This is a genomic window from Anaerostipes sp. PC18, assembly GCF_039789045.1.
GTDB classification, from domain to species: Bacteria; Bacillota; Clostridia; order Lachnospirales; family Lachnospiraceae; genus Anaerostipes; species Anaerostipes hominis.
On the sequence record NZ_CP121164.1, the window covers coordinates 1,503,664 to 1,522,620 of the forward strand.

Here is an 18,957-nt window from a genome sequence, read left to right on the forward strand (position 1 = left end):
AGTAAAGATGATGATCAGAAAAGTCGCAGTAGTCGGTGCCGGAATGATGGGAAAAGGGATTGCTCAGGTCTGCACCAACATAGAAGGCGTAAAAGTCTGTTTATATGATGTGAAGGACGTAGATATTTACCAGGATATCCAGAAGGATTTTGGGATGCTGGGAGAAAAAGGCATCTTTACGAAGGAAGAGATGGAAGAACGAGTTAAAAGGATTCATTTTTCAACTGATTTGGAAGATGCAGCTTCAAATGCCGATCTTGTATTTGAATGTGTATTTGAAAATCTGGAATTGAAACAGGATATTTTCAGACAGTTGGAGGAAATCTGCAGAGAGGACACAATCTTTGCTACCAATACCTCGGTCATGAGTCCTACCTTAATATCAAAGAAATTACAAAAGAAAGCTCGTTTTGTAGGAACCCATTTCTGGAACCCGGCGTATCTGATCCCGCTGGTGGAAGTTGTGATCGCAGAGGGGACTGATTTTGAAACTGCGCAGGATGTGATCAGGTTTCTGAACGAGGCTGGGAAAAAAGCTGTTTTATGCAGGAAGGATGTTCCCGGATTCATTGCAAACCGTATGCAGCATGCGCTTTGGAGAGAAGCAATCTCCATTGTGGAACAGGGAATAGCAGATGCTGAAACAGTGGATGAAGCTGTGAAGTACAGTTTTGGTCTGAGACTTCCGCAGTTAGGGCCCATCGAAAATGCGGATATGGTCGGTGTCGATCTGACATGGAATATCCACGACTATGTACTGGAATATTTAGAAGATTCCAAAGAACCCTCTCCATTATTGAAAAATCTAAAAGAACATGGCGATCTGGGATTTAAGACAGGAAAAGGTTTCAGGGAATACACACAGGAAGAGATTAATGCTTCTAAAAATGGTTTAAATGATTATCTTATCAAAATGATTTATGGAAAATAGTTTCGGAGGAAAAAATTATGGGAAAAAAAGTATTTATTGATTTAACACATCCATTCAGCGCAGAGATTCCAAGATGGCCTTATTTTGATAAGCCGGTGATTGACAGCAAACATACCATGGCAAAAGGAGGTGTTCTGACACAGTATATCGGATGTACGATGCACACAGGCACACATTGTGACGCTCCCCGTCATGTTATGGAAGTTGAGTTTGATGGCAAAAGGGCACGCTATACCCATGAAATGCCGGTGGATGCCTATACAGGAGATGCAGTCTGCCTTGAAATTAATGTAGATCGCTGGGGACTGATTATGCCGGAACATCTGGAGGATGCATGTAAGCGTGCAGATATCAGGCCAGAGGAATTAGAGGGAATGGTGGTCTGCTTAAATACAGGAATGCACCGTCAGTTTGATGATTCCAAAGAATATTATCATTATTCCTGCGGTACAGGGATTGATGCGGGGAAATGGTTCGTGGAACACAAAGTGAAATGTGTAGCCATGGATATGCAGGCACTGGATCATCCGCTCCATACGGCAATGGGCAATAACGGTATGACCCGCATGAACTTATTAGGTGCTTCAGGAAAACCGATTACAGAAGAATACAAGGAGCAGTTCGGAGAAGAAGCCTATGCTGAGTTTGACAAAGAAGAATACATAAGGATTCATGGACAGGAAGCCTACGATGAAAAATTTGGGGAGCTGGAAGCCATCGGATGCTGGGGTACATGGGAAACTTGCCATAAAATGCTGTTAGGTCATGGAATTGTCGGTGTAGAAAACCTTGGCGGGGATCTGGACAAAGTATCCGGAAAACGGTTCAGATTTAATTGTTTTCCAATCCGGTGGTACATGGGTGACGGCTCCATGGCACGCTGTGTTGCGGAGATTGATGAAGATGATCTAAATGATGTACCGGACAGAACTTATCTGTATGGTGGAACAGGATGCATGAACAGATAATAAACAGCAATGAGTGAAAGCCGCCAAAGCAGCGGCTTTCATTGGGAAAAGAAAGGGATTTTATGGATAAAAAAAACTCTGTTATAAACTTTGGAGTGGCTGGCTGGGGAACGATTCTTTATTGTCTGTTTATGTTCTTCTTTTATGTAGGTATGATCAATGACGGAACGAACGTACTGGCCCCTGCGGCAGCCCAGAATATAGGAGTGAGCCCGGGAACGGTCATCCAGGCAAATGGATATGCAGGAATGATCGCTGTCATAGGTTTTATTATCGTAGGGCAGATCAATAAAAAGATTGGCGCCCGTGCAACTTCATCAATTTTTACGATCATAGCAGGAATCGCATATATCATCTGCGGAAGTGCCACAACGCTTCCTGTGTATACGGCGGCAATGATTTTATGTGCAACGGGGATGATGTCAGCGGGCTACATAGCAGGCGGTACTCTGGTAGCCAACTGGTTTCCAAAGAAAAAGGGTATCGTGATGGGATACACGACCATGGGACATAACTTTGCATCAGCCTTTTATGTAGCAATTTTAACCGGGCTGGTGGCAGTCTGCGGAGGGATCGCCAAAGGATGCATCCCTATTGGGATTGCAGCAGTTATCTTAGGAGTAATAGGTGCTGTTTTCATCAGGGATACACCTAAGGAACGGGGATTGAATCCAGATAATGTGCCGGATGAGGTTTACAAAAAAGAATATTTCACTTCAAAAGAAGATTCTGAATGGACTACATCAAAACTGCTAAAAACCAAAGAGCTTTGGTTAGCAGCTATTTTTACTGGAATGTTCCAGATTTGTTCAGTAGGCGTTATGCAACAGCTGGTCACCAGAAACATCAGGGATTTTGGGATGAGCCAGGCCAACGCCTTATCCTTGATGACGGTAGTTGCACTATTAGGTGTGTTCGGTTCCTGGCTGATCGGGATCATTGATGACCGGATTGGAACAAAAAAAACAATGCAGGGCTTCGGAGTCTGGTATGCAGCGGCTTTGGTCATCAATGTAATTTCTGATGGGACTACAGGGATTCTTTTCTATATTTCAATCTTTATGATCGGATTTGGAATCGGCGGTAGTGCCAATTTCACAACTTCATTTCCTACATCTATTTTTGGAAGACATGGGTTTGATAAGGTGAATTCCGTCATATTTCCGATACAGGGCTTTGTAACAGCATGGTGCTTCCTGATCAATGGGATTGTAACAAATGTCATTGGCAACCTGAACTATGCGTACCTGATTTTTGCAGGTGCAGCATTGATCGTTTCTATTGCAGTATCATTTGTCAATGAATATAAATTCAACAAGGATCACATAGTACAGGAATCAGTAAAAGAGCTTTAGGAGGATAGGATGAGTAAAACAATGATCACGGTCGCAACCACAGGGGCGTGGCCAACGAAAAAAGATAATCCGAATATTCCCATGACACCAAGGGAAATCGCAGATGATGTTTATGAGTGCTATAAAGCAGGGGCAGCCATCTGCCATCTTCATATGAGAGATGATGAAGGTAAGGGAACAATGGATACTGCCAGGTTTGAAGAAACCGTGGGATATATCCGTGAACAGTGCGATATTTTGATAAACTGCACTACATCCGGTGATTTGAATGCAACAGATGAAACAAGACAGGCACATCTTAAGGTCTGTAAGCCGGATCTGGCTTCGTACGACTGCGGTTCCATGAACTGGATGCACAACAGTCTGTTTCTTAACCATCCCAGGTTTTTAGAGGAATTAGGAATGACGATGCAAGAATGTGGTGTAAAGCCTGAAATCGAGATTTTTGATGCCGGGATGATCTACAATTCCATACATTATTTAAAGAAAGGTGTATTAAAGGCTCCGGCTCACTATCAATTTGTATTGGGAGCAGCAGGGGGCAGCGCCGCAACCGTAGAAAATCTTGTGTATTTGAAAAATCTGATTCCCAAAGGTTGCACATGGGGTGCACTTGGAATTGGAAAACAACATGTCCCGATCATGCTGGCTGCGGTTGCCATGGGAGGACATCTCAGAGTTGGAATGGAAGATAATGTATACTATGGACCGGGGGAATTAGCCAGATCAAATGCCCAGTTAGTGGAGCGTGCTGCGAAAATCATTAAAACAGCTGGGAATCAGGTGGCGACACCGGAGGATGCAAAAAATATATTGAGTTTAAATTAAGTTCAGGGGAGATTGCCATGAAAAAAAGAATCACTGCAGACAAAGCAATGGAATTCATTCATGATGGATCGGTCCTGATGATCGGAGGATTTTTGTCAAATGGAACTCCCGAAAGACTGATGGATGCAATCGTGAAGAAAGGATATAAAAATCTGACGGTCATTTCTAATGATTCCGGTTTGAATGAGAAAACAGGGATCGGGAAACTGATCAGTGCAGGACTTGTGAAAAAAATTATAACATCTCATATTGGAACCAATCCTGAAACGGGAAGACAAATGTCAGAGGGAACGCTGGAAGTCACACTGGTGCCCCAGGGAACGCTGGCAGAGCGGATCCGGGCAGGCGGTAGCGGCTTGGGCGGGGTGCTGACGCCAACCGGAGTCGGGACGGAAGTGGCCGAAGGAAAAGAAACGGTCAATATCCATGGAGAAGAATATTTGTTGGAGCTGCCATTAAAGGCAGATGTAGCTTTGATCAGAGGATCTGTCGTAGATGAAGATGGAAATATCTACTATGATGGAACCACAAAGAATTTCAATCCGCTTATGGCACAGGCAGCAGAGGTTGTGATTGCAGGTGCAGAAAAAATAGTATCCGCAGGAGAGATTAACCCCAATCATGTCATGACACCTAAAATTTTGGTTGATTATATTGTACAGGAACCACAAAAATGCGGAGGTGTAGAATGAATCCAAAAGAAATCATTGCCCGCAGAGCTGCACAGGAATTAAACTATGGTGATGTGGTAAATTTAGGGATCGGGCTGCCAACCATGATTTCTGATTATATTACAGATGATCTGGAGGTTACGCTGCAGAGCGAAAATGGAATTCTGGGCATGGGAGGCGCAGCACCGAAAGGAAGAAAAGATAAAGATGTTATCAATGCAGGGGGACAGAATGTTTCTGTGAAATCAGGTGCTTCCTTCTTTGACAGCAGTACATCCTTCGGGATTATCCGAGGAGGACATGTGGATATAACGATTCTTGGAGCCTTGCAGGTGGATAAAGAAGGAACACTGGCAAGCCATATCGTACCGGGTAAAATGGTTTCCGGTATGGGCGGAGCGATGGATCTGGTGGTAGGAGCAAAAAAAGTAATCATTGCCATGACCCACACGGCAAAAGGGACGCCAAAGCTGCTGGATAAAGTGACGCTGCCGCCGACTGCGGTCAAAAAGGTCCGCAGAATTATTACAGAATTAGCTGTCATTGATGTGGAGGAAGACGGATTTAAGCTGGTTGAAATCTCTCCGGAAACAACGATAGAAGAGGTAAAGAAACTGACCGGTGCATATTTGAAAATAGACAGCCATTTGAAAATCATGAAAGTATTATGACGGGTTTGTCAACTATTTTATGAAAGTTTATTGTTTTTTCCGGGAAGGGAGATTCTCCTTCCCGGAATTTTTGTATTACGGTCAAGTATCAAGCTCTAAAAGGCTTAGAACGATATATAGAAATATGGCGAGAAAACGACACAGGTCATCCTCCCCGCGATGACACCGCTTCAACTACTTTCTTTTTTAGCTAAAGGCTATATTTTGCCATAATAAGACCGACCTCCAATCGTTAGATTTTTGGTCTGACTTTTGGGGGTCGGTTCAATTTTTAATCTTGGTGCTTTTTTGCGCTTCTAAATACCTTGTGCGGTACATATATTAGGGTTATACAGCTTTACGAAGAAGGGGGAGTCCTATGGAAAACACAAGTGAGATCTACCACATACTCCCGAAGTCTGTCCGGGGGCTGATGCAGAAAAGCGGTCTCAAGCCGAGAGAACTTCAGGAAATCAGGCTGCGTATTCATCAGCCTGTGATCGTCCGCTATGAAAATAAAGAATATTTTTTGTCCACCGCAGGGAAGCTTACGAGCAGCCATCATTTTGTACATGTTCTCACGAGAGAAGAGCTAAAACAGATGATGGAATACATCAGCAATTATTCTCTTTATGCCTATGAAGACCAGTTAAGACAGGGGTTTCTGACCGTGAAAGGGGGACACCGGGTAGGGATCGCAGGAAAAGTGTCTATTGAGGACGGCGAGATCAAGACGATGAAGCACATCACTTTTTTGAATATCCGTGTGGCCCATGAGGTCATTGGCTGTGCGGAGGGGATATTTGAACACTGCACGAAAGATGGACAGCTTCTCCCGGTGCTGATCATTTCGCCTCCGGGGCGAGGGAAAACAACGCTTTTAAGGGATATGATCCGCATGGCTTCCGACGGCGGCGAGACTGTGGGTGTGGTGGATGAGCGCAGTGAGATTGCGGCTTCTTATATGGGAGTACCGCAGAACAAAGTGGGCATCCGCACGGATGTGATGGACGGATGTCCGAAGTCGGAAGGAATGATGATGCTTGTACGCTCTATGGCTCCAAATGTGATAGCAGTAGATGAAATTGGAAAAAAAGAGGACGTGGACGCTATGCTGTACAGTGCTTACTGCGGCTGTACTTTGATGGCGACGATCCACGGCAAAGATATGGAGGAATTGAAAAAAGTGCCGTATGTTGGGGAAATGATCGAAAGAAAAGTTTTTAAACGCTATGTTGTCCTGAGTGAACAGGGGAAGGCGGGAACCGTCAAGGAGATTTTGGACGAGGAGGGGGTGAGGCTTTATGGTTAAACTGCTGGGTGCGGCTATAGTCATTATTTCCGGCGGTATCCTTGGATTTTACCGGGCGTCGAGGGAAAGAAAGAGACTGGAGCAGGGGATTGAATTAAAAAGGCTTTTATATCTTCTGCAGGGCGAGATCCGCTATGGACTGACGCCTCTTCCCGATGCCATCGGCACCATAGCCGGGAAGATGAATGCCGAGTTTTCTGTTTTTCTCTCTGACGTATCAAAAAAACTCTCTTCTTACCAGGAAGAAACATTTTCTCAAGTGTGGAAGAGTTCTGTCGAGAAGGATCTCATACCGTATGTCCTGGAGAAAAAGATGCTGGAGCCATTGATCACCATGGGAGATACGATTGGCTATCTGGACAAGGACATGCAGGTGAAGACCATTGATTTTACGATTGAGCAGATCGAGGAGAGAATGTATCAGATCAAAGACCAGGTGATCAAGAACTGTAAATTATATCAGAGCCTTGGATTGTCCTTTGGACTTCTCGTTGTGATTATTTTATTGTAAGGAGGATCTTATGAGCGTAAACATTATCTTTCGGATTGCGGCTGTGGGAATTCTGGTCACGATCCTGGTGCAAGTACTGAAACACTCGGGCAGGGACGAACAGGCATTTCTGATCACCCTTGCGGGGCTGATCCTTGTACTGTCATGGGTAATCCCTTATATCTATGATCTTTTCGAGAGTGTACAGACACTGTTCACCATATCTTAGGAGGCGGGCCTATGGTTAAGATCGCACTTTTTGGCATCATAGCCAGTATACTTACGTTGAAAATTAAATCCATCAGGCCGGAGTACAGCCTGGTGATCGGCCTTGTATCCAGCCTGTTTCTGGCAATCTATGCATTGGACGAGATGGGGAAGATCATAGACTTATTTGGCGCCATTGAGTCTTATTCAGGAATTCCGGGAACTTACATACAAATTCTTTTAAAGCTGGTCGGGATTTCTTTTCTGTGTGAGTTTGCCTCAAATATATGCAAAGATGCGGGACAGGCAACCATGGCAAAACAGGTGGAGATGGCGGGAAAGCTGTCTATACTGGTTGTCAGCCTGCCGATCCTGGAATCTCTGCTGACAACATTAGAAAGGCTGATGGGATGAGACAACGGATCATTTTGCTGGCATTTATCTTTGTGCTGATCTTCACAGCAAAGGTGTCAGCAAACGAAGAGGAAGATTTGAGCGAATATTCGTTTGAACAGGTGGAGAAGACATTGGAGAAATCAAACATCAGTTTCTCTTATGAGGAACTGGTGAAAAAGCTGATAACTGGAAATATAAAAGGCGCTTTTTCCATGGTCAGGCAAAGTGTCGGGGACCAGCTGTTTTTGATTTTGTCCGAAAATAAGAATTTTATGAAACAGCTGATCGTAGTGGCGATCATCGCAGCAGTGTTTAAAAATTTTTCCGATGCATTCTTTCAGGGAAATACAGGAGATACAGCCTTTTATGTCACTTACATGATTCTGATCGGTCTGATGGCGAATTCTTTTTTCTTTTTAAATTCTATCACGGATCAGGTGATCTCTACGCTCATTGATTTCATGAAAGGACTGATCACGGCTTACTCTATCGCAGTGGTGGCAACCACGGGAGTATCCACATCGGTGGCTCTGTATGAGATGTATCTGTTTGTGATCTATATCATTTCTCTTCTGGTCCAGAGTGTGATCTTTCCGGCGGTAAAAATCCTGTTTGTGTTAAAGATCGTGAATCACATTTCGCTGGAGGAGAAGCTTTCCAGGCTCTGCGATACACTGGAATGGGCAGTGAGAGCCCTGTTAAAGGCACTGCTGGCTGTGGTTCTGGGAATCCAGATGATCCAGGCCATGCTCCTGCCGGCAGTAGATTCCGTAAAAGACGGTATTTTAAAAAAAGGTGTGTCCATGATTCCTGGGGTGGGACAGGGCGTCAGCACGGTGACAACGACTCTGATCGGGTCAGCTGTCGTGATCAAAAACAGCATCGGAGTGGCGGGTATTTTTGTTCTCTGTGTCATTATTTTGGTTCCGCTGATGCAGATCGGCGGAATTCTTCTCTCTTATATTGGGACAGGAATTCTGCTTCAGCCGGTCTCAGACAAACGGATCACAGGGTCTCTGGATGCGGTGATCAAGAGCGGAAAACTGCTGCTCAGGACAGTGTTTACTCTGAGTATTTTGTTTATTCTGTCCATCGCCATCGTAGCCTTTTCCACAAATATTAATTACTATACGGGGTGACGGCATATGCAGTATATTAAAGCGATTGTTTTTTTTCTGATTCTTATGACACTGGTAGGCCAGCTTTGCCAGGGGGATAAATACAAGCCCTACATCCGACTGGTGACCGGTTTTATGCTTCTGGCCCTGATGATGAGACCGATTGCCTATGTTATGAATATAGGACCGGAAGACCTGGCGGTATTTTCCAATGTGAATGCTGACAGCACAGAAGCTTCTTTCAGGAACCAGGCTCTTGAGACTTATAAAAGCCGCGAAGAGAAGAAAATAAAAAAAATCCTTCAATCCTATAAGATCCAGGCAAAAGAAGTGGAAGTAGATACGGATAATACAAAGGATGATCCGGAGATCAATGAGATTTCCGTGAAGGTTGGAGATGAAGAATCCGAAGCAAAGAAAGTAAAAACAATACTTTTGAACTTCTATAATGTAGATGAGAGTCATATCAATATAAGTGAGTAGGAAATGTATGATGGACAAAAATGAACTGATCCAAAAAATTGAATCTCTGGGCACAAAGAAAATTGTTTTGATCTTTGTTCTTGGTATTGCCTTGATCGTATTTTCTTTTCCTTCATCAGGGAAGAAAACGACCAAAAGCACCAAAGACTCAGAAAGCAATGAGGGCGTGTCATCCACGGATGCCTATGTCAAAAAGCAGGAACAAAGGCTTGTAGCAGCGTTGAAAAATGTGGAAGGCGTGGGAAAAGTAAAAGTGATGATCACTCTGAAATCTTCAAAGGAGTCGGTCGTCAACAAGGATACACCTTATGAAGAGAGCACAAAAAAGGACGAAAAAACGGTGAAGGAAGATGAGGAGACCGTTTTGATTGATAAAAACGGGGAGAAGGTCCCTTACATAGTGAAGGAAGTAGAACCTGAAGTGGAAGGAGTTGTAGTGGTCGCACAAGGCGGAGGAAGCGATATTGTCAACCAGAATATCGTCGATGCGGTGAGTGTGTTGTTTCACATTTCATCTTATAAAATAAAGGTGTTAAAAATGGAGGACTAGGAAATGAAGAAAATCGTGAAAAAAAATCAGTTAATCATCACAACTCTGGCTGTTATTATAGCGGTCGCGGGCTATGTAAATTATACGGGTCAGTACATTACTACAACAAAGGACAAAGCAAAGACTGTAAGCAACACGGCAAAAAATGCCTCCCAGAGTCAGGCAAAAGATGACATCACGGATGTGGGGGAAGCAGTGCTCACTAACGCCCAGGTGGGAAATTACGTGGCAAAGGCGAAGCTTGAGAGAGAACAGACCCACAGCAAGGCAAAGGACACTTTGGAAGAAATCATCAAAGACAAGACAGTCAAGGATAGTGTCAAACAGGATGCGGTGGATAAGCTTGCTACCCTGGCAGAACAGATGGAGATGGAGACGGCTACCGAAAACCTTCTGGGCGCCAAGGGATTTTTAAATTCCATCGTGACCATTCAAAACGGAAACGTGGATGTCCTGGTGAACCTGAAAGATGTCTCCAAAGTGGAGAGAAGCCAGATTGAAGATATCGTTACGAGAAAGACGGGATGCAAGCTGGAAAATGTCGTGATCACATCGATAAAAACAGAAGATTAAAGGCTTTGTGTGTAAATTCCGGGGACAGGGATTTGCACACTTTCTTTTTTCTTGCATAACATCGATAAGTTTTGGTATAATTAACATACTGTATATGAAGAATTATAAAACAGAAGAAAAAGTTTTTAGAAGCAATCAGCAGGAGGCTTTTTATGGAGAATAAAAGTAGTGGTTACAAGATTCAGGAAAAAGGGCTGCTCGGAGAAGTGAAGATCGCGGACGAAGTGATCGCGATCATCGCGGGTCTTGCGGCGACAGAAGTCAAAGGCGTGGCGGGCATGTGCGGCAATATCACCAACGAGCTTGTGAGCAAGCTGGGCATGAAGAAGCTTTCCAAAGGTGTCCGCGTCAACGTGGAGGGAAGCCATGTCAGTGTCGATCTGGCCATCGAACTGGATTATGGGGTCAGCATTGCACAGATTTCAAAGAAAGTGCAGGAGAAGGTCAAGACAGCCATAGAAAATATGACAGGCCTGACCATCGACGAAGTCAACGTAAGAATTGCCGGCGTAGCGCTGGAAGAAGAATAATCAAAAGATGCGGAGCTGTGAAAAGCAGTTCCGTTCTTACTGTGTAGAGAAAGGACCGTATGATGACAAGGAGTAAATTAAGAGAGCAGATGTTCCGTCTGTGCTTTTCCATCGATTTTCACACAAGCGAGGAGTTTGAAGCGCAGGCGGACCTGTATTTCGCAAATAATGATTTTTTCAGGAACAAAGAGAAAGACTACATAAAGACAAGGACTCTCGATATGCTTTCCCGTCTTGAAGAAATCGACCAAAGGATCAATGAAAACAGCAAAGGCTGGGATATCAGGAGACTTGGAAAAGCCGAGCTTACGATTTTGAGAATTGCAGTTTATGAAATAATGTTTGATGAGGATATTCCGGATAAAGTGGCGATCAACGAGGCAGTGGAACTTTCCAAGACCTACTGCAACGAAAAGGCCGCCTCATTTATCAATGGGGTTCTTGGAAAGATTGGTTAGATGAATAAAGTATTTTCAGTAGCGCAGATCAATGCGTATATCAAAAGAATCTTTCAGAGCGATTATGCCCTGAACCGGATTTATATCAAGGGAGAAGTCTCAAACTGCAAATACCATTCTTCCGGGCACATCTACTTTTCACTGAAGGATGATAAAAGTCAGATTTCCTGTGTGATGTTTGCCAACCAGAGGATAAACGGGCTGGATTTTGAGATGGAAAACGGTCAGACGGTCATTGTTTCGGGAAGCATCAGTGTGTTTGAGAGAAACGGCACATATCAGCTTTATGCCAACGAGATTTCTCTGGACGGGATCGGACGGCTCTATGTGGAGTTTGAGAAGCTGAAAGATAAGCTTTACAAGGAAGGCTTATTTGATCACGAAAAGAAAAAGCCCATTCCCCAAAATCCTAAAACCATCGGCATCGTGACGGCGAAGACAGGAGCCGCCATCCACGATATCATGAGTGTTGCAAAGCGGAGGAATCCATATATACAACTCGTGCTGTATCCGGCACAGGTCCAGGGCGACGGAGCAGCAGATACGATCGTGAGAGGAATTCAGACTCTGGACCGTTATGGGGTTGATACGATCATCATCGGCCGCGGAGGCGGATCGATCGAGGATCTTTGGGCATTCAACGAAGAGATGGTCGCCAGGGCCATTTATGCGGCCAAAACGCCAATTATTTCCGGGACAGGCCATGAAGTGGATACCACCATCGCAGATTATGCTGCAGATCTAAGGGCAGCCACACCCACGGCGGCGTGTGAACTTGCAGTTCCGGATTTAAGGGAGACGCTGGATGCGATTGACGCAAGGAAAAGAAGTCTTTCTGTACAGATCCGCCATATTCTGAGAAATTATGAACTCCGTCTGGAACAGTACAGCGGAAAACTGCGCAGTTTTGATCCGAAGCTTCAATTGCAGGAGCAGAGGATGACGCTTGCAGAATTAGAAGACCGCCTGACAAAGAGGATGGATTTTTTGCGGAACCGTTATCAGCATCGCCTTGAACTATATGCACAGCGGCTTCACGGCCTTTCCCCTACGGCAAAACTGATCGGCGGATATGGATATTTGTCAGATCAATCCGGGCGTCCGGTTGTATCGGCGACTCAGATATCCAAAGGTGATGAAGTACAGATTACCATCTCCGACGGATCTATAAAAACAAAAGTAACACAAGTTATACCGAGAGAAAAATAAAGAACAAAAGTGTGCTTTACACACCTCGTGAACCAATTTTTTCTATGCACAGCTTTTGTTCCGCGCGCGAAGCTGTGCATCCTGCCCGTAGGGCTTGCCCACTTTGTCTTTCACAAATGCTTAGTTTTCCCAACCTCAAGAACTCAAAAAACGTCAAAGAACCGCTTAAAATGGGAGTCAGAAGGAGATTTTAAAGGTGATTTAGCAATTTATACAATCGGTTGGGAAAAAATCAAAGAAACGTTGATTTCATCAGGAAAACTGACTATAATAAAAACAAGAAACGGCATAAAAACGTTGGATAAACAGTAACAAGAGTTGTATTGAAATTGTCTCTATTGCCATTCCATTTTCGATACAATTCGATAAACAGTAACAAGAGTTGTATTGAAATACAAAGTAATGTGCGCTGGCATTTCTGTTCGCCCCCGATAAACAGTAACAAGAGTTGTATTGAAATTCCAGATAAAAAGTAATTTTAAAAAGCAGGATATGATAAACAGTAACAAGAGTTGTATTGAAATGATATTTGAATGTGACACCTTCCTCGGTAACAGCGATAAACAGTAACAAGAGTTGTATTGAAATAATAATTTGATAGTGAAGTTTCCTAGTTTTGCCCCGATAAACAGTAACAAGAGTTGTATTGAAATAGATTGATAGCCTAATCCCGGATACTTGTATCGTGATAAACAGTAACAAGAGTTGTATTGAAATGCATGAAGCGTCGTGATGCAATTGTTTCCCGTAGAAAGATAAACAGTAACAAGAGTTGTATTGAAATACGATGTTATTGAAGTCATAGACATTTTTTCCATAGCGATAAACAGTAACAAGAGTTGTATTGAAATCTGTCTACATCCTCGTTTATTACTGCCCTCTTCTGGATAAACAGTAACAAGAGTTGTATTGAAATCTGCGTAGCTGGCGATGTTAACCCGATGTCCATTCGATAAACAGTAACAAGAGTTGTATTGAAATTATTGTCTCTTACACACATTATTGTGATTATATTCGGATAAACAGTAACAAGAGTTGTATTGAAATCAGTCACAACGACAGATGGAAGTAAGACGGCTGTAGATAAACAGTAACAAGAGTTGTATTGAAATTTGATTTTACGGAGAATAGTTCCCTCCGCCGCTGTGATAAACAGTAACAAGAGTTGTATTGAAATTTGTAATAGATGCATTCTAGAGTCTGGTTTTTTTCTGATAAACAGTAACAAGAGTTGTATTGAAATAGAATTGTATCAGTTTTAATGTCTTCCCTGTACCTGATAAACAGTAACAAGAGTTGTATTGAAATCTCGGAAAAAGATTACAAACGCCTGGTGAATCTAGAAGATAAACAGTAACAAGAGTTGTATTGAAATATATGTCCCACGATGGCTGCATGGGGCACTCCGTGATAAACAGTAACAAGAGTTGTATTGAAATTAGGAGGGGGTGACACGGTATGGTAGAGTACGCAGAGATAAACAGTAACAAGAGTTGTATTGAAATGAAAGACTTGCGAAAGAGTGAAGAAAGCACAGGATAAACAGTAACAAGAGTTGTATTGAAATTGGAGCGGATCACTCAGGTATAAAAGGGAAAGGAGGATAAACAGTAACAAGAGTTGTATTGAAATGGTAATTAATCCTTCTAATATAGTTCTGCATATTCGATAAACAGTAACAAGAGTTGTATTGAAATTCTTTCTTTGTAGACGGATATGCCGTCCGGTAAGGATAAACAGTAACAAGAGTTGTATTGAAATATTTTAATAAAAGGCAAAAAGAAATTTTAAAGGGGGGATAAACAGTAACAAGAGTTGTATTGAAATCAGTACCGCCGGATATCCTCTATGACTGCCTGATATGATAAACAGTAACAAGAGTTGTATTGAAATTCAGTTACTTCAATGTCCGTTCGTTCATGTGCCGCGATAAACAGTAACAAGAGTTGTATTGAAATAACCGGCAGCACCGAATAAGAGAGTGTCCGATGATGGATAAACAGTAACAAGAGTTGTAAAGTTTTTCTGTCTTACAGATTGTATTATGAAACAGGAAAGCAGTAAATTTTTATTAAAATATATAAGATGAGAAGACGGGGAGATTTATCCTGTCTTTTCTTTTGTTCCCTGATCAACAGGACAGATTCCGAATGATTCCCATTTAGTATGTAGAATACCTCACTCCAGTCATGAAGATGTCGGACGTAATATCTACTGGATAAGGAATGCTTCAAACAGGAGGCGCCATTGTGCAATAGTTTTTCTTCACTATCGGAAGAAAGCATTTCAAAAGCTGACTGAAGATAGTGAAGAAAAACTCATGGGTTTCAATTCAAATCAAATATGATATAATTAAGAAGATATTTTTGGAAAGGAAATCAGGTTGTCACTTATGGAAAAAAAGAAGTTTAATATTGATGAAGGATTCAGCCAGTTAGACGATATATTAAAGAATTTAGAGCAGGAGGACGTAAAGCTTGCCGACGCGGTAGAACTTTATACAAAAGGGGTTTCGACTTTAAAAGAATGTAAGGATTCTCTGGACCAGGTGGAAAAAGAGCTGATTATTTTAGAACAAAACGGAGAGAACAATGAATGAGTTTGATCAGGAGCTTAAAAAGCGTATAAGTCATATTGAAGGAATACTGGATTATTATCTTCCGAAACCGGAAGGCTTTCAGAAAACAGTGCTCAAGGCGATGAACACAACGGTGAAAGCCGGAGGGAAACGGCTGAGACCAATGCTGATGGAAGAAACCTACAAGATGTTCGGGGGAAAGGGAAAAGTTATTGAACCCTTTATGGCTGCGATTGAGATGATCCATACCTATTCCCTGATCCATGACGATCTTCCTGCTCTGGATAACGACGACTACAGAAGGGGACAGAAAACCTGTCATATCGTCTACGGAGAGGATATGGCGATCCTTGCGGGAGATGCCCTGCTCAACTATGCATTTGAGACTGTTTCGGCTGCGTTTGTTTTAGAGGATGCAGACCTTCCAAAAGTGGCAGAGGCCATCCGGATTCTTGCCCGGAAACCGGGTATCTACGGCATGATCGGAGGACAGGTGGCAGACGTGGAACTGGAGGGCACTGCGCTTACGATGGAGCAGATCATGTTTATTCACCACAACAAAACGTCTGCCTTGATTGAAGCGTGCATGATGATCGGGGCGGTGCTTGCCGGTGCATCACAGGAAGATGTAAAAGCCATGGAACAATGCGGACGGAAGATCGGTCTTGCCTTTCAGATCCAGGATGACATCCTTGATATCACAGGACAGCAGGAAGTCATCGGCAAACCGGTGGGAAGCGATGAGAAAAATCAGAAGACCACATATGTCTCGATCAAAGGATTGGAACAGGCCGGGAAGGATGTAGAGAGGATCTCGCTGGAGGCAGTGGAGATTCTGAGAACCTATGATACATCTGACGGTTATCTCACAGGTCTGGCAGAATACTTGATTCACAGAACCTACTAGATTTCAAGAAGTATGTATAAAAAGGACTGCCAAAGGAGTAGACATGTTAGAACAGATCAATCATCCCAATGATATTAAAAAAATAGACAGAAAAGATTACCGGATTTTAGCCAAAGAGATCCGGAAATTCCTGCTGATGAATGTCAGCAGAACAGGAGGCCATCTGGCTTCTAATCTGGGGGCAGTGGAGCTTACAATGGCACTTCACACGGTTCTGGATTTTCCGAAAGATCAGCTGGTATTTGATGTAGGGCATCAGTCGTATATCCACAAGATCCTGACGGGCAGAAAAGACGGCTTTGCTTCGCTGAGGCAGTTCCACGGCATGAGCGGCTTTCCAAAACCCACAGAAAGTGACTGCGATGCGTTCCACAGCGGACACAGTTCAACCTCCATCGGCGTTGCCCTGGGACTGGCGCAGGCCAGGGATTTAAAAGGCACAGATGAAACAATCGTGGCAGTGCTTGGCGACGGAGCGCTTTCGGGAGGCATGGCCTATGAAGCGCTGAACAACATGGCAAGGCTTCGGGAAGAAAAGAGAAAATTAATCGTCATCCTTAATGACAACAAGATGTCTATCTCCGAAAATGTAGGCGGTATGTCCGGCTACCTGAATAAAGTGCGGTCCAAAAAAGAATATGTAGATTTTAAGGGAAACGTAGAAAAATCATTGATGCAGATCCCGGTAGTCGGAGAGCCGATTGCCAAAGGTCTGAAACGTTCCAAAGACTCCATTAAGCAGCTGTTCGTTCCGGGGATGATGTTTGAGGATATGGGGATCACTTATATCGGCCCTATCGACGGACATAATACACCTCTCCTGATCGATACCTTTGAGAGGGCAAAACAGCTGGATGAGCCGATTATTATTCATGTTGTCACAAAGAAGGGAAAGGGTTACCGCTTTGCGGAAAAGGAACCGGCCAGATTTCACGGAGTCGGGCCTTTCTCTGTGCGTACCGGAAAGAATCTGTCCGCACAGTCTTCCGGGGGGCCTTCCTACACGGATATTTTTGCAGATACTGTGACGGAACTTGCAAAAAAGGATGAAACGATCACGGCTGTCACGGCTGCGATGCCGGAGGGAACCGGGCTTGAACGGTTCAAGGAACAGTTTCCGGAACGGTTTTTTGATGTGGGCATCGCAGAGCAGCATGCTATTGCGTTCTGTGCGGGAATGGCGGCCAGAGGTCTGAAACCGGCAGCGGCTGTTTATTCCACATTTCTTCAGAGAGCTTATGACCAGATTCTTCATGATGCGGCGATCGGAAGACTGACGATGCTGATCGGAGTAGACCGTTCCGGGCTCGTAGGAGCCGACGGAGAGACACATCAGGGTATTTTTGATGTCTCCTATCTGTCGTCGATCCCGAATGTCACCGTTATGGCACCGGTCAACGGCAGAGAGTTAAAAGAAATGGTGACCTATGCCCTTACAAAGGGAGAAGGTCCCATGGCGGTAAAATACGCGAGAGGAACTGCTTCCACACTGTTTGAAGAGGAATTTACGCCGATCATGAGGGGAAAGGGAAGTATTCTCAGACAAGGCAGTGAGATCGCGCTACTCCCGCTGGGCAATCTGATGGAAGAAGGAGCAATTGTCTATGAAAAACTCGTAAAAGAAGGATATAAGCCGACACTCGTGAATCCAAGGTTTGTGAAGCCTCTGGATGAAGAACTGATCTGTTCTCTCATAAAGGAACACCGCCTGATCGTTACAATGGAAGAGGGCGTGTTAAACGGCGGATTCGGACAGCAGGTAACACAGATTCTGGCAAATCATGATTACAAGGGCAGGGTCCGGAATATCGGAATTGACGACCGATTTGTGGAGCATGGTTCTGTAACTCAGCTCAGGAAAATGCTTGGCATCGACAGTGATACGATGACAGAAAAAATCAAAGGTTGGATTGGAGATAAAGCATGAAAGAACGATTAGATGTCCTGCTGGTGAAAAAGGGGCTGGCGGCATCCAGGGAAAAAGCAAAGGCGATCATCATGTCGGGTGTAGTTTTTGTAGACGGACAGAGGGAAGACAAGGCCGGCACTATGGTCAAAGAAGAACTTCCCATCGAAATAAAAGGAAAGACCTTAAAGTATGTCAGCCGAGGAGGACTGAAGCTCGAAAAGGCAATGAAACAGTTCGATATTCAGCTTACGGACAGGGTATGCATGGATGTTGGAGCGTCTACTGGAGGTTTTACTCACTGCATGCTCTTAAACGGTGCCAAAAAGGTATATTCCGTAGACGTGGGGCATGGACAGCTGGACTGGGGCCTGAGAAATGACGAGAGGGTCGTGTGCATGGAGAGAACAAACATGCGCTATGTGACACCGGAAGACATAGAGGAGCCAGCGGGTTTTGTCTCCATCGATGTGTCCTTTATCTCCCTGACCAAAATTCTTCCCGCCGTCTATGGAATTTTGGAAAACGGAGGGGAAGTAACTGCTCTGATCAAACCGCAGTTTGAAGCAGGCAGAGAAAAAGTCGGGAAAAAAGGTGTTGTGAGAGATCCGGCCGTCCACGAGGAAGTCATAGAAAAAATCACGGATTTTGCCAGCAGCAATGGATTTGAACTGTTACATCTTGATTACTCTCCGATCAAAGGTCCGGAGGGAAACATCGAATATCTTCTTCATATGAAGAAGACCGAAGAAAAGCAGCACGAGAACAACCTGAGAGACGAGATACCGAAAGTGGTAGCGGCATCTCACGGTGATCTGGAGAAGGCAAAATAGCAGA

21 protein-coding genes and 1 CRISPR repeat array are annotated in these 18,957 nt (G+C 43.9%); all 21 genes read left to right on the top strand.

What is annotated here, in order from left to right:
• The first annotated feature begins 7 nt into the window (after window positions 1-7).
• The gene (locus P8F77_RS08140) at window positions 8-931 is read left to right on the top strand and encodes a 3-hydroxyacyl-CoA dehydrogenase family protein (protein WP_024727795.1); all 924 of its coding nucleotides are present in this window, start codon (window positions 8-10) and stop codon (window positions 929-931) included.
• A 17-nt stretch (window positions 932-948) separates the two neighbouring features.
• Window positions 949-1,899, top strand: coding sequence for a cyclase family protein (locus tag P8F77_RS08145; protein WP_347256426.1), 951 nt, complete (start codon window positions 949-951; stop codon window positions 1,897-1,899).
• A gap of 62 nt (window positions 1,900-1,961) precedes the next feature.
• Window positions 1,962-3,254, top strand: coding sequence for an MFS transporter (locus tag P8F77_RS08150; protein WP_024727793.1), 1,293 nt, complete (start codon window positions 1,962-1,964; stop codon window positions 3,252-3,254).
• Between the two features lie 9 nt (window positions 3,255-3,263).
• Entirely contained in the window at window positions 3,264-4,082 is an 819-nt protein-coding gene (locus tag P8F77_RS08155; RefSeq protein WP_024727792.1) for a 3-keto-5-aminohexanoate cleavage protein, read from the top strand.
• 17 nt (window positions 4,083-4,099) lie between these two features.
• Window positions 4,100-4,774, top strand: a complete 675-nt coding sequence (locus tag P8F77_RS08160; protein WP_024727791.1) for a CoA transferase subunit A — start codon at window positions 4,100-4,102, stop codon at window positions 4,772-4,774.
• Window positions 4,771-5,424, top strand: a complete 654-nt coding sequence (locus tag P8F77_RS08165; protein WP_024727790.1) for a 3-oxoacid CoA-transferase subunit B — start codon at window positions 4,771-4,773, stop codon at window positions 5,422-5,424. The genes P8F77_RS08160 and P8F77_RS08165 overlap by 4 nt, the downstream gene beginning before the upstream one ends.
• A gap of 358 nt (window positions 5,425-5,782) precedes the next feature.
• Window positions 5,783-6,715, top strand: a complete 933-nt coding sequence (spoIIIAA, locus tag P8F77_RS08170) for a stage III sporulation protein AA (protein WP_287518043.1) — start codon at window positions 5,783-5,785, stop codon at window positions 6,713-6,715.
• On the top strand, window positions 6,708-7,226 hold the full coding sequence (locus P8F77_RS08175) for a stage III sporulation protein AB (RefSeq protein WP_024727788.1): 519 nt from the start codon (window positions 6,708-6,710) through the stop codon (window positions 7,224-7,226). Before spoIIIAA ends, P8F77_RS08175 begins: the two co-directional genes overlap by 8 nt.
• A gap of 10 nt (window positions 7,227-7,236) precedes the next feature.
• The gene (gene spoIIIAC, locus P8F77_RS08180) at window positions 7,237-7,434 is read left to right on the top strand and encodes a stage III sporulation protein AC (RefSeq protein ID WP_006567206.1); all 198 of its coding nucleotides are present in this window, start codon (window positions 7,237-7,239) and stop codon (window positions 7,432-7,434) included.
• Window positions 7,435-7,445: 11 nt separating this feature from the next.
• Window positions 7,446-7,826 carry a SpoIIIAC/SpoIIIAD family protein gene (locus P8F77_RS08185; protein ID WP_024727787.1) on the top strand — a complete coding sequence of 127 codons (381 nt, stop codon included), beginning with the start codon at window positions 7,446-7,448 and terminating at the stop codon, window positions 7,824-7,826.
• Window positions 7,823-8,947: a stage III sporulation protein AE gene (locus tag P8F77_RS08190; protein ID WP_024727786.1), complete on the top strand. Its 1,125-nt coding sequence runs from the start codon at window positions 7,823-7,825 to the stop codon at window positions 8,945-8,947. Before P8F77_RS08185 ends, P8F77_RS08190 begins: the two co-directional genes overlap by 4 nt.
• 6 nt (window positions 8,948-8,953) lie before the next feature.
• Entirely contained in the window at window positions 8,954-9,409 is a 456-nt protein-coding gene (locus P8F77_RS08195; protein ID WP_287518049.1) for a stage III sporulation protein AF, read from the top strand.
• A 7-nt stretch (window positions 9,410-9,416) separates the two neighbouring features.
• The gene (locus P8F77_RS08200; RefSeq protein ID WP_148459229.1) at window positions 9,417-9,959 is read left to right on the top strand and encodes a stage III sporulation protein AG; all 543 of its coding nucleotides are present in this window, start codon (window positions 9,417-9,419) and stop codon (window positions 9,957-9,959) included.
• Between the two features lie 3 nt (window positions 9,960-9,962).
• Window positions 9,963-10,532, top strand: a complete 570-nt coding sequence (locus tag P8F77_RS08205) for a SpoIIIAH-like family protein (RefSeq protein ID WP_006567201.1) — start codon at window positions 9,963-9,965, stop codon at window positions 10,530-10,532.
• Between the two features lie 152 nt (window positions 10,533-10,684).
• On the top strand, window positions 10,685-11,062 hold the full coding sequence (locus P8F77_RS08210; RefSeq protein ID WP_024727783.1) for an Asp23/Gls24 family envelope stress response protein: 378 nt from the start codon (window positions 10,685-10,687) through the stop codon (window positions 11,060-11,062).
• Window positions 11,063-11,121: 59 nt separating this feature from the next.
• Window positions 11,122-11,520 carry a transcription antitermination factor NusB gene (nusB, locus tag P8F77_RS08215; RefSeq protein ID WP_235824549.1) on the top strand — a complete coding sequence of 133 codons (399 nt, stop codon included), beginning with the start codon at window positions 11,122-11,124 and terminating at the stop codon, window positions 11,518-11,520.
• A complete protein-coding gene (gene xseA / locus P8F77_RS08220; protein WP_024727781.1) occupies window positions 11,521-12,729 on the top strand; it encodes an exodeoxyribonuclease VII large subunit in 1,209 nt (402 codons plus the stop codon).
• Between the two features lie 300 nt (window positions 12,730-13,029).
• A CRISPR array of direct repeats spans window positions 13,030-14,753; the repeat unit is 30 nt; unit sequence GATAAACAGTAACAAGAGTTGTATTGAAAT.
• A gap of 368 nt (window positions 14,754-15,121) precedes the next feature.
• Window positions 15,122-15,328, top strand: a complete 207-nt coding sequence (gene xseB / locus P8F77_RS08225; RefSeq protein ID WP_024727780.1) for an exodeoxyribonuclease VII small subunit — start codon at window positions 15,122-15,124, stop codon at window positions 15,326-15,328.
• Window positions 15,321-16,214: a polyprenyl synthetase family protein gene (locus tag P8F77_RS08230; protein WP_148459226.1), complete on the top strand. Its 894-nt coding sequence runs from the start codon at window positions 15,321-15,323 to the stop codon at window positions 16,212-16,214. The genes xseB and P8F77_RS08230 overlap by 8 nt, the downstream gene beginning before the upstream one ends.
• Before the next feature lie 43 nt (window positions 16,215-16,257).
• On the top strand, window positions 16,258-18,141 hold the full coding sequence (dxs, locus tag P8F77_RS08235) for a 1-deoxy-D-xylulose-5-phosphate synthase (protein WP_024727778.1): 1,884 nt from the start codon (window positions 16,258-16,260) through the stop codon (window positions 18,139-18,141).
• On the top strand, window positions 18,138-18,953 hold the full coding sequence (locus P8F77_RS08240) for a TlyA family RNA methyltransferase (protein WP_287518059.1): 816 nt from the start codon (window positions 18,138-18,140) through the stop codon (window positions 18,951-18,953). The genes dxs and P8F77_RS08240 overlap by 4 nt, the downstream gene beginning before the upstream one ends.
• The last annotated feature ends 4 nt before the right edge of the window (window positions 18,954-18,957 follow it).